Consider the following 10,087-nt stretch of genomic DNA (forward strand, 5'->3'; position numbering starts at 1 on the left):
GTTAAACCAAACTGCACCGCTAAATCCTCAGACTCAGAAAACGGCTCAGGATCGATAATTTTCAGGGTTATTTTGCCATTGGCTCGCGACGCATATTCCTCAAGTAAACTTTGCACCCGATTGGCATAGTTGCGCAGGGCCGTCATGCCTTTGGAGGCCGAATCGGAGAAGAAGAAATACAATACGATTGGCTCGTCTAAATCATCGAGTACATCCTGGCTTCCGGGCGACAGCGAATACACTTTATCTTCGGTTAAATCCACGCGGTAATGACCTAACAATTCGTTGTTGATCACCACTACGCCAAAAAACAGCACAATCAGCAGAGCCAGTGTAGTAAAGGCAGTTGTTTTTCTCATGGTTAGTCAGCCTTCTTATGTTCAATAACAATCAGACTGGCATACAGCCAAATCACCATAATAATCAGAAAGTAACCGACATCATTCATGGCCAGTACGCCCTTGGCCATGGCTTCGAAATGGGTGAGGAAACTAAAACTGGCCACGGTATCAAGCACCAGATTCCCGGCCCAGGATTCAAAAGCATCAAGCACAATGCCACTGCCAGACACCACAAACAGAAAACACACCACTACGGCCAAAATAAACGCTACCACCTGATTGCGGGTGAAGGCAGACATGCAGGTGCTGATAGCCAAAAAGGCACCCGCCATGAGCCAACTGCCAATATAGGCAGCCAGAATAATGCCGTTATCGGGTTGCCCCAGATAGTTCACGCTGAGCCACAGAGGAAACGTCAACATTAACGACAAGGCCAGAATCAGCCATGCAGCCAGAAATTTACCCAGTACGGCTTCACCAATACTCACAGGCAGCGTCATCAGCAATTCGATCGATCCAGACTTGCGTTCTTCTGCCCAGCTGCGCATTGCCATAGCAGGCACTAAGAACAGATACAGCCATGGATGAAAATTAAAGAATGGGATAAGGTCGGCCTGACCGCGCTCATACACGTTACCGATGAAGAACGTAAACACGCCAGACAGCATTAAAAAGATGGCAATAAACACGTAAGCAACCGGCGTAGCAAAAAAGCTGCTGAATTCCCGGCGCGCAATAAACCACACATTAGCCATGTGATACCTCCCGGGTAGTGATATCCCGAAAGACTTCGTCCAGCCGCCCTTGTTCTAACGTAAGCGTTTCTACCGGCAGGCGTCGCTGGGTAACGTACTCATTGATCACATGAAAAATATGCTTTCCCGGCTCAGGAAATAGCGTGACCAGACCTGTTTTGCGGTCAATTTCCATTTCTTCAACGCCATCCAATTCGGCAAGACCAGATATATCTGCCGCGTAACTCATTTTCAGACTTACTGCGTTACAGAATCGCGACTGATGCCGCAGCGCATTAGGCGTATCGTCAAAACGCAACTGCCCGTTGGCAATAATCATTACCCGGTTACAGACCGCGGTCACTTCTTCCAGAATATGGGTTGAGATCACCACAATTTTCTCTTTCGATAAATCTTCAATTAACTGGCGGACATGGTGCTTCTGATTGGGATCGAGACCATCGGTAGGTTCATCGAGGATAAGGATATCCGGGTCGTGTAAGATAGCCTGCGCCAGCCCTACCCTGCGTTTAAACCCTTTTGACAGGTTGTCAATTGGCCGGTTGAGCACATCAGCTAATTCAACCCTGGCGATCACGTCATACAATCTTTGCTTGCGCGTTTCGCCTCGTAAACCACGCACATCCGCAATAAAATGCAGAAATTGCCAAACGGTCATATCACCATAAGCAGGCGCGCCTTCAGGTAAATACCCGATATTGCGTTGAATCGCCTTGGCATGAGTGGCATAGCGCCGTTCCTGAATAGTGATATCGCCTGACGTGGGCGGCAAAAAGCCTGTCAGCATTTTCATGGTAGTGGATTTCCCAGCCCCGTTAGGCCCCAAAAAACCCACAATATTGCCGGGGGCAATATCGAAAGACAAATTATCAACCGCTTTAAAATGGTTGTAGTGTTTGGATAAGTTTTTTACTGAGATCATAGTCATCCTATTTACGATCTGCGACGCTTATTCTTTTCGTTTTTCACAACAGCAAAACAGGAGTCACAACGGAAATCGTTCGCGACAATACACGGATGCAATTGTGCGGTTGATATATAGTGACACACGTGCAAATTTCAATCATGTGTTATGTGATGAATTCACTAAATTCTGCTGTATGGGTTAGTTGATTTCTAACGCTTGAGGAAAAAAGTGTCGCCAGCCTGCAAGGCCAGCGACAAAATGCTATGTCCAGGGAGGACGTTAGTTGGGCTATCCCGAAAGAGCTAGCCAGAGTAAGATACACGACAAATATGTGTGTAATGTGTCAGAACCACTACAAAAGTGTTGCAAACTATGACAAAGCCAAATGCATATTCAATCGACCCCATTGGCGTCATTGAATCGCCATTTAAGCAAAAATTTGCCATTCCGAGACAACCGGCGCTAGCCAAAGCCCGCGGGAAAGTGAAATTAATCGCTCCCTTCGATGATGTTAATACTCTGCGGGAAATTGAGACCTACAGTCACGTATGGCTGCTGTTTTTGTTTCACGAAAATTTGCACAAAGGCTGGTCACCCACGGTAAGAGCCCCCAGACTCGGCGGCAACGCCCGCACAGGCGTGTTTGCCACTCGCAGTACCTTTCGCCCGAATGGTATTGGTATGTCAGCAGTGGAAAATTTAGGCGTTGAACAAACGACTTCGGGAATTTATTTGCATGTAGGCAATATCGATTTACTGCACGAGACCCCGATTATCGATATTAAACCGTATATTCCCTATAGCGATAGTGTGCAGCATGCCACTGCCACCCTGCTGGAGGATAAACCTGTCCCTGCGTTAGCGGTGAATTTTACCGACAACGCCCATCGTCAACTGGCACAACAGCCACACTCTGATTTGCAATTGTTGATTGAAAACTGCCTGTCTCAGGACCCCCGCCCGGCCTACAAACAGTCGATTGCGGATGATCCCAAAACGTATCAGGTGCAGTTGTACAATTGCGATATTCACTGGCAGGTTTGCCAGGGCGCCGTATGGGTAAATGCAATTGTCTTATTATCCTAGACGTCAGGCTTTGTAAGCGCCGTTAACGCTGCTAGAATACGCGGGTTTAATAATCAGAAATAGGTAAACACTACCAATGCGTACCAGCCAGTATTTGTTATCCACGCAAAAAGAAACCCCTGCTGATGCAGAAGTCATTAGCCACCAGCTTATGCTGCGCGCGGGCATGATCCGCAAGCTTGCTGCCGGTATGTACACCTGGCTGCCAACCGGCCTGCGTGTATTGAATAAAGTTGCCAATATCGTTCGCGAAGAAATGAACAAATCCGGTGCCATTGAAGTGCTGATGCCTGTGGTGCAGCCTGCTGATCTGTGGGAAGAATCAGGCCGCTGGGAAGAATACGGCCCAGAACTGCTGCGCATTAAAGACCGCCACCAGCGCGATTTCGTGCTTGGTCCTACGCATGAAGAAGTGATTACTGCGCTGGTTCGCAACGAAATCAGCAGTTACAAACAGTTGCCAATTAACCTGTACCAAATTCAAACCAAATTCCGCGACGAAGTACGCCCTCGCTTTGGCATTATGCGTGGCCGTGAATTTACCATGAAAGATTCGTACAGTTTCCACATGGGTCAGGCATGTCTGCAAAATACTTATGACGTGATGTACAAAACCTATTGTAATATTTTTGAGCGTATGGGCCTGGATTACCGCGCGGTTATTGCCGATTCAGGTTCTATTGGTGGCAGTGTATCTCACGAATTCCACGTACTGGCAGACTCAGGTGAAGATGCCATCGCCTTCTCTACAGAATCCGATTACGCGGCCAACGTTGAAATGGCTAAAACGCTACCGGTTGACGCTGCATCTGAACAAGCTCTGCAATATGTGCTGGTTCAGGGTGAAGCAGAAGATGATGCAGAAAAATGGGTATTGTTAGTGCTGTCAGCACAGCATACGTTGAATGACATCAAAGCTGAAAAACAAGCGTCGGTTGCCAGCCCGTTAGTGATCGCCAGCGATGAAAAAGCCCAGGCCGTACTAGGCGTTGCATTGAGTGATGTTGACGTTGCATCGGTTAACGTACCTGTCATTGCCGACTACGTAGCAGCAGCGGTACTTGGCTCGGCCTTTAGCGGTAAAGCAGCTGATTTGCGCAACATCGAAGCCGGCGACCCGTCTCCGGATGGCAAAGGCAACATCGAAATCAAACGCGGTATCGAAGTAGGCCACATTTTCCAATTAGGCGACAAGTACTCCAAGGCGATGAACTGCGGTGTATTAAGCGAGTCTGGCAAGCATGAAATTTTAACCATGGGCTGCTACGGCATTGGAGTGTCCCGCATTGTTGCTGCGGCCATTGAACAAAATCACGATCAAAACGGTATCATCTGGCCAGATCCGATTGCACCGTTCAAAGTAGCGCTGATCCCAATGAACATGCATAAGTCGCAGCGCATCAAAGATGCAGCAGAAGCTATTTATGCGCAATTAGTTGAGCTGGGCGTTGAAGTGTTGTTTGACGACCGTAAAGAACGTCCAGGCGTAATGTTTAACGACATGGAGCTAGTGGGCATTCCTCATAGCATCGTTGTTGGTGAACGCAACCTGGACAATCAGGAAGTGGAGTACAAAAACCGTCGCACGGGTGACAAAACGCTACTAAACTTAGCAGACGTTGCCAAATTTATTGCAACGATTTAATAATAAGAAAAAGGCCAACGCCTCAATTGCACCTCCGCATTGAGGCGAATATGCGTAAGGAGCGAACATGCAACTCACCTTCTATGGTGTGCGAGGGTCAATACCCACACCCGGCGAAGATTATGTGCGATATGGTGGTAACACCGCCTGTGTGCATGTTGTGTCCAGTGACGGTACCGATATCATATTAGATTCCGGTACCGGTATTCGCTTGCTCGGCCAACAGTTAATCAAAAAAACGACGCCTATCCACATTCTGCTAACGCACAATCATTGGGACCATATTCAGGGGTTTCCGTTTTTTACGCCTATTTATCAGCCGGGCAGAGAAATTAATATCACCCCAGGGCTTACCACCCTACCGGAACACGATGCCATTCTAAAACAAATGCAAGGCTCAGTTTTTCCGGTGCCTTTCAGTGTTTTACAGTCAAAAATTTCAATCACGCCTGTACCCGAGTCAACCAATCACTGGCAGATTGGCAGTGCTTCCATTGCGCGGCTCCCCATGAATCACCCCGGTAAAGGCAGTGCTTACAGCATTTGCGACAAGGGTATCAAGATTGCCTACATTACCGACAACGAGCTGTATCCGCCGTATAAGAAAGAAACCGATTTTCTAACCTTTGTAGATTTCGCCCGGGATGCCGACTTAATAATTCACGACGCACAATACATGACATCAGACATGCCAGCGAAAAGCGGCTGGGGCCATTCCGTTGCCGAAGAAGCGGTAAAACTGGCCATGGCATGTAATGCAAAGCGCCTGGCGCTGTACAGTCATGATCCATGCAGAACGGATAACGACATTGACGACATAGTGGCGCATTGCAACGAGTTTATCAGCGCGGCTGAATCGCCATTAAACATGTTTGCCGCCTACGAAGGACTTTCCATTGATTTTAGCGAATAGGCCGTACGCTCTTTGCCTGAATATGCGCAAATACGTTGCGCTTTTTTGTGCGTTGGCTTCGGTTAGCGCCTGGGCGCAGGACATTAATGAAACTCAACAACCAGAACTGGAACCCGGTGTGGAGGTACGCCCGAGTATACTTACCAAACGCTTTGAGTCAGATCGCACGGCACTGGCAAATGCCTTTTCTATTACGCAATTTCAACGCAACTATATTTTGCCCTATAGCCATGTTACCAATCCCAATGCGCTAGGCAATGAAGCGTTGACCAGCGACAACGTAGACAACAACGAAGCTAAATTTCAGCTGAGTATTAAATTACCGCTCTACACGCCGGAAAATACGGTAGAAGGCCTGTATTTTGGATTTACGCTTACATCGTTCTGGCAGCTCTATAACAGCGAAGTATCCAAACCTTTCCGTGAAACCAACTACGAGCCTGAAGTATTTTACCAATGGAATACCGATATTCGTATTCTGGGGTTTGAGTTCAATGCCTTACAGCTTGGCTTTAATCATATGTCGAACGGCCAGAGCGGCATTCGTTCACGCAGTTGGAACCGGGTAATACTGACTTCACTATTCAGTGACGATGATGATGTTTACTACTTTAAAACCTGGTATCGCGTGCCTGAAGATGAGAAAACAGACGACAATGACACCAGTGGCGATGACAACCCTGACATCAATCATTACTTCGGCCGCGTAGAGATTGGTTACGGTACCCGCTGGGAAAACTGGGGTATTTTGCTGCGCTTTCGCAACAACCTGGAATGGTCGAAAAACCGGGGAAGTGCAGGCATTACATTCAGCTATCCGGTATCTCCCCGCTATGAAGTGGTGCTTGATTACTTCAACGGTTACGGCGATTCACTGATTGATTACAACCGAAAACAAGAACGAATTGGTATTGGTTTCCAACTAGCACTCTTCTAATCAGTGTCTATCACACCCGCCGCCCGGAATAATTGTAAATGCACCGCCACCAGCGCAGCGATATCGCGCTGGTAACCACCGCCAATCACACAAACAACAGGCAGCTTGCGTTGTCTGCAGGCGCTCAATACCATTTTGTCGCGCAATAGCACGCCTTGTGTGGTGATGTTTAAGTGTCCCAAATCGTCATGTTCATGGATGTCCACACCGGCGTCGTATATCACGGCATCCGGCGTGTAAGTTCTGAGCGCCAGCAACAATGCTTCGTCAACCACATTCAGATAATCGTTATCACCGGTACCTTTAGGTAACGGAAAATCCATATCTGACTGTTGTTTGCGATGCGGGAAGTTCTTCTCGCCATGTACCGACAGGGTAATAATCTGCTCGTCCTGCTGAGCCAACAAAGCAGTACCATCCCCCTGATGCACATCTAAATCGATAATGAGTATTCGGTCAATACCGGGCTCTTCCAGCATGGTCTGTGCTGCGAGGTACAGGTCATTGAATAGGCAAAAGCCAGAACCATAGTCGGCACCTGCATGGTGGTAACCACCAGTAAGATTAAGTGCAACACCGTGTTTGAGCGCTTGTTTAGCGGTTAGAATTGTTCCTCCCACTGCGGTGAGACTGCGTATTATGAGTTGTTCAGACCACGGAAAACCGATTCGCCGCATGGCCTGGTAGTCCAACTGCCCGCTTATTAGCGCATCTACATAAGCGTGATCATAAAACCGCTTAAGGTATTCAACTGAGATAGGCTCGGGCGTAACAAAGCGATCTGGTTGCACGCCACGCGCTATCAGGGCATCGTAAATGCCCTGATACTTTTCGATGGGAAACCGGTGTTTTACCGGTAAGGATAGCTGGCTATAAATGGGGTGAAAAGTCAGGTTGTCTAACAGCATACTGCCCTTAACCGATTTGCGTTTAGGCCAATTGTACGCCAAAAGTTGACGTTTAGCTCAACGCCGACACCACCGATGTTACATTCTGTGCCATCTGTCCGATAGCTCTGGATATGCCGTCGTCTTTTGCCAGTGTGTGATATTCCTCAGAGGATTTCATTACTCTGGAGGTTACACCATCCAGTTGCCTCACAATCTGCGACTGCTCCCCCGCCGCGTCATTCATTGCAGCCACAACACTTTGTGTTTCTTCAATGTAGCGCACCAACTCCGTAAGCAACTTTAACGCTCGCTGTGCACTCTGGGCATTGGCGTCGGCGTGTTGCTGACCATTCTGCATTGCAGTCACTGCCTTATTGGCGTCTGATTCAAATGCGCTTAAAATGCCGTTAATTTGTTGAGTAGACTGCTGGGTTTTCGCTGCCAAGGCTCTTACTTCATCGGCCACTACGGCAAATCCCCGACCATGCTCACCGGCCCGAGCAGCTTCAATTGCAGCATTCAGTGCAAGCAGGTTTGTTTGATCTGCAATCTCATTTATCACATTCACCACGGTAAGAATACTGGCGCTGCGGGCCTGTAATTCATTCACAATGGTACTGGCATCAGTTACGGTTTGCGCTAATTTTACAAATCCCTGATTAGCCGATTCAAATGTTTGGTAGCACTCGTTCGCCTGCGTTTGTGAATTACTCGAGGCTACAGACACCTGTGTCGTAATGGCAACCAGACTTTTTACAATGTCATCCAGTTTTGCATTAGCCGCAGCTAACGCGTCTGAAGACTCATATTGCGTCTTTGCACCGCGCTCAATGGCATTGCTTACATCATCCAACGTATCATGAGAATGCTGCATCTGAAGTTGCGCTTCAGACAACAGCATAACCGTGTCTTGAAGCTTGGTTTGCAAATGGCGGGTTGCACTGGCCACAGCCCCTAACTCATGATCACTGCGATAAGACAGCGGATAGTCGTAACGCTTTTGTTCCATTTGGCGCAAACAGGCGGCGATATCCCGGGTCGGCTTAACCACATTTTTGCGAAGGTTGACTACCAGATACCAAATGCACACCGCACTTACTACAACTGATACCAGCAGAATCATCCACAAGCGTTGTTGGGTTTGGCTGGCAACGTCGGCTTTGGCCTGCCTTGATAGTAACGCTATGCTATCGGCCGTTTTCTGAAGCAATTCAGCGGGCTCGCGGTCGATGCCGCGAACAAAATTGTCGCCAACTTTAGGATCAAAGCCTGCGGCAACAAACGCTTCATAGCCTTCGCGGTAACGGGTTCCCATAGTTCCATGTGCAGCAAGAAAATCCTCTATGGTGGCAAGTTGTTCTGGTTGCAACTGCTGCACACTCACCATAGATTTCAGTTGGCTCTTTACATCACGCTCACGTGCCTGAAAACGCTCCCAGTATTTAACCCGGTCTTTCTCTGAACTACCGCGCAACAACACGTTTTTCCATTCCTGTACCTGAGTTTTAAATTCAGAAAGGACGTTGCTGATTTGTCGTTCTGATTCAACATGCGTTCGCTCCACTTGTTCAGTGTTGGCAATAAGCGAAAATGCGATGGAGATCGACAAGGCATTAAGTAAAACTAAAATACTGATAATGGCCAGCACCGGCGTCATGATCAGGCGATTGATACTGGTGAAACGTATCATGTGGGTTCTCCGGAATTTAACGAGACAGCTAACAACCACCGTCCGTGTGCGGTAGCCCACAATTAAATAACGATTGAGTGACACTTTTGTGACAGGGCGTTCAAAAAGAAACCAAACACCGAATGAATGTTATTCACACTCGGTTGGCGCGATGAAGATATGGCTTTTAACAGTCAAAGACACAAGAATAAAGGGACGCGAAGTCGGAATACTGCGCGCCCAAATCAAATTAGCCGTAACGGTAGATGCGTTAAAATTTAGCCTTTTGGCGACGGTTAAAAAGTAAACCTACACCGAGCATAAGCAACGCCATACCAGCTGGCGCGGATGCTGGTGTTGGAGCAGACGAGCCAGTACTGAGTGAATACTGCATATTGGCCATGCCATAATCCCCTTCAACATGCGTGTTGCAGCTCGTTAGCGACGTATTCGAACAATAGCCATAGCTATTGAATGTAACATCGCTGGAAAATGTCCAGGTGCCATTGCCCTGAATATAGCGATCACTTCCGCTAACGCCAACCAGTCGATACTGCATGCCAGCGAATAACGTGTAGCTAATCGCTGAATATCGATACGCGCCTATCAGTGGGTCCGATGAATTTACCAGCGTTGAAACCAATAACGAACCATCAGATTCATCAAATAAACCAACCAGAATGCCATTGCTTACAAAGCCATCACTCAAATAATCGTAAGCGCCTAAACCGCTAACATCGAGATCCGTTGCCCCCACGGTAAAAACCGTCCCAAAACTCCAGGAACCATTTGTACCCGGCGAATTTTCGCTGATTAAATTCCGAATAAAGGATGCATTTGCTGCACTCGATATCACCAACATCACCAAACCAAGCATTAATTTCTTCATGTTGCACCCCCAATTCATTAACAATTATTTAACATGCAACATTGACACCAGTCTA

General features: G+C 47.7%; 10 protein-coding genes. 4 read left to right on the forward strand and 6 right to left on the reverse strand.

Features of this window, described 5'->3' with window-relative positions; all coding sequences use genetic code 11:
* The 3 genes from ACLR2L_RS15795 to ACLR2L_RS15805 form a co-directional block, all read right to left on the reverse strand.
* Window positions 1-359, reverse strand: a 359-nt coding sequence (locus ACLR2L_RS15795; protein WP_413369432.1) for a GldG family protein, incomplete at its 3' end; no start/stop codon positions are given.
* A 2-nt stretch (window positions 360-361) separates the two neighbouring features.
* Window positions 362-1,096 carry an ABC transporter permease subunit gene (locus tag ACLR2L_RS15800; protein ID WP_140959756.1) on the reverse strand — a complete coding sequence of 245 codons (735 nt, stop codon included), beginning with the start codon at window positions 1,094-1,096 and terminating at the stop codon, window positions 362-364.
* Complete coding sequence (locus ACLR2L_RS15805) at window positions 1,089-2,018, reverse strand: ABC transporter ATP-binding protein (RefSeq protein ID WP_140959758.1); 930 nt, start codon at window positions 2,016-2,018, stop codon at window positions 1,089-1,091. Before ACLR2L_RS15805 ends, ACLR2L_RS15800 begins: the two co-directional genes overlap by 8 nt.
* A 357-nt stretch (window positions 2,019-2,375) precedes the next feature.
* On the opposite strand from ACLR2L_RS15805, the gene tsaA reads away from it, so the two are divergent.
* From tsaA to ACLR2L_RS15825, 4 genes are all read left to right on the forward strand, one after another.
* Window positions 2,376-3,089 carry a tRNA (N6-threonylcarbamoyladenosine(37)-N6)-methyltransferase TrmO gene (gene tsaA / locus ACLR2L_RS15810; protein ID WP_413369435.1) on the forward strand — a complete coding sequence of 238 codons (714 nt, stop codon included), beginning with the start codon at window positions 2,376-2,378 and terminating at the stop codon, window positions 3,087-3,089.
* 76 nt (window positions 3,090-3,165) lie between these two features.
* A complete protein-coding gene (gene proS / locus ACLR2L_RS15815; protein ID WP_413369437.1) occupies window positions 3,166-4,734 on the forward strand; it encodes a proline--tRNA ligase in 1,569 nt (522 codons plus the stop codon).
* A 67-nt stretch (window positions 4,735-4,801) separates the two neighbouring features.
* On the forward strand, window positions 4,802-5,647 hold the full coding sequence (locus ACLR2L_RS15820) for an MBL fold metallo-hydrolase (RefSeq protein WP_413369439.1): 846 nt from the start codon (window positions 4,802-4,804) through the stop codon (window positions 5,645-5,647).
* Entirely contained in the window at window positions 5,631-6,584 is a 954-nt protein-coding gene (locus ACLR2L_RS15825) for a phospholipase A (protein ID WP_413369441.1), read from the forward strand. The genes ACLR2L_RS15820 and ACLR2L_RS15825 overlap by 17 nt, the downstream gene beginning before the upstream one ends.
* Here the strand turns inward: ACLR2L_RS15825 and ACLR2L_RS15830 are convergent.
* The 3 genes from ACLR2L_RS15830 to ACLR2L_RS15840 form a co-directional block, all read right to left on the reverse strand.
* The gene (locus ACLR2L_RS15830) at window positions 6,581-7,492 is read right to left on the reverse strand and encodes a histone deacetylase (RefSeq protein ID WP_413369447.1); all 912 of its coding nucleotides are present in this window, start codon (window positions 7,490-7,492) and stop codon (window positions 6,581-6,583) included. The genes ACLR2L_RS15825 and ACLR2L_RS15830 overlap by 4 nt on opposite strands.
* 52 nt (window positions 7,493-7,544) lie before the next feature.
* The gene (locus ACLR2L_RS15835; protein ID WP_413369443.1) at window positions 7,545-9,164 is read right to left on the reverse strand and encodes a methyl-accepting chemotaxis protein; all 1,620 of its coding nucleotides are present in this window, start codon (window positions 9,162-9,164) and stop codon (window positions 7,545-7,547) included.
* A 250-nt stretch (window positions 9,165-9,414) separates the two neighbouring features.
* Window positions 9,415-10,032 carry a PEP-CTERM sorting domain-containing protein gene (locus tag ACLR2L_RS15840; RefSeq protein ID WP_413369445.1) on the reverse strand — a complete coding sequence of 206 codons (618 nt, stop codon included), beginning with the start codon at window positions 10,030-10,032 and terminating at the stop codon, window positions 9,415-9,417.
* Window positions 10,033-10,087: the final 55 nt, after the last annotated feature.

Origin of the sequence: Alteromonas sp. AMM-1, from assembly GCF_047290655.1 — a bacterium.
GTDB lineage: Bacteria > Pseudomonadota > Gammaproteobacteria > Enterobacterales > Alteromonadaceae > Alteromonas > Alteromonas mangrovi.

Excerpts from the sequence above, each read along its gene's own strand:
- ACLR2L_RS15800 (WP_140959756.1), bottom strand. The coding sequence starts at position 1,096 with ATGGCTAATGTGTGGTTTATTGCGCGCCGGGAATTCAGCAGCTTTTTT.
- ACLR2L_RS15805 (WP_140959758.1), bottom strand. The coding sequence starts at position 2,018 with ATGATCTCAGTAAAAAACTTATCCAAACACTACAACCATTTTAAAGCG.
- tsaA (WP_413369435.1), top strand. The coding sequence starts at position 2,376 with ATGACAAAGCCAAATGCATATTCAATCGACCCCATTGGCGTCATTGAA.
- proS (WP_413369437.1), top strand. The coding sequence starts at position 3,166 with ATGCGTACCAGCCAGTATTTGTTATCCACGCAAAAAGAAACCCCTGCT.
- ACLR2L_RS15820 (WP_413369439.1), top strand. The coding sequence starts at position 4,802 with ATGCAACTCACCTTCTATGGTGTGCGAGGGTCAATACCCACACCCGGC.
- ACLR2L_RS15830 (WP_413369447.1), bottom strand. The coding sequence starts at position 7,492 with ATGCTGTTAGACAACCTGACTTTTCACCCCATTTATAGCCAGCTATCC.
- ACLR2L_RS15835 (WP_413369443.1), bottom strand. The coding sequence starts at position 9,164 with ATGATACGTTTCACCAGTATCAATCGCCTGATCATGACGCCGGTGCTG.
- ACLR2L_RS15840 (WP_413369445.1), bottom strand. The coding sequence starts at position 10,032 with ATGAAGAAATTAATGCTTGGTTTGGTGATGTTGGTGATATCGAGTGCA.